This window comes from Frankia tisae (genome assembly GCF_025403405.1).
Classification (GTDB): domain Bacteria; phylum Actinomycetota; class Actinomycetes; order Frankiales; family Frankiaceae; genus Frankia; species Frankia tisai.
The window spans coordinates 1-409 of the sequence record NZ_JANEZT010000851.1 but is presented as its reverse complement, the minus strand read 5'-3'; the positions used below and the strand labels follow the sequence as shown (position 1 = coordinate 409).

Genomic DNA, 409 nt, shown 5'->3' with positions numbered 1-409 from the left:
AGCCCAGCGCGAACGCATAGGTGTCGATGCGCGCCGTGTTCACGCCCATGCACGAGGCGATCGGCCGGTTCTGCGTGACGCCGCGCACGAAGAGGCCCAGGCGCGTCTTGCTGATGAGGAAGGCCACGCCCGCCAGCACCGCGAAGGCGAAGGCCACGATGACGAGGCGGTTCCAGGGCAGCTGCAGGTTGTCCATCAGCTGCACGCCGCCGCTCATCCAGGCGGGGTTCTCCACGCCAACGTTCTGCGCGCCGAACACGCTGCGCACCAGCTGCTGCAGCATGAGGCTGATGCCCCAGGTGGCCAGCAGGGTTTCCAGCGGCCGGCCGTAGAGGAACCGGATCACGCCGCGCTCCAGCACCGCGCCCATCAGCGCCGACGCGCAGAAGGCCACCGGCACGGCCGCGAC

The 409-nt window shown here is 69.9% G+C and carries 1 protein-coding gene; it reads right to left on the bottom strand.

From position 1 onward, the window contains the following. On the bottom strand, positions 1–409 hold a 409-nt coding region (locus tag NBZ85_RS34290; protein WP_261563529.1), incomplete at both ends, for an ABC transporter permease subunit.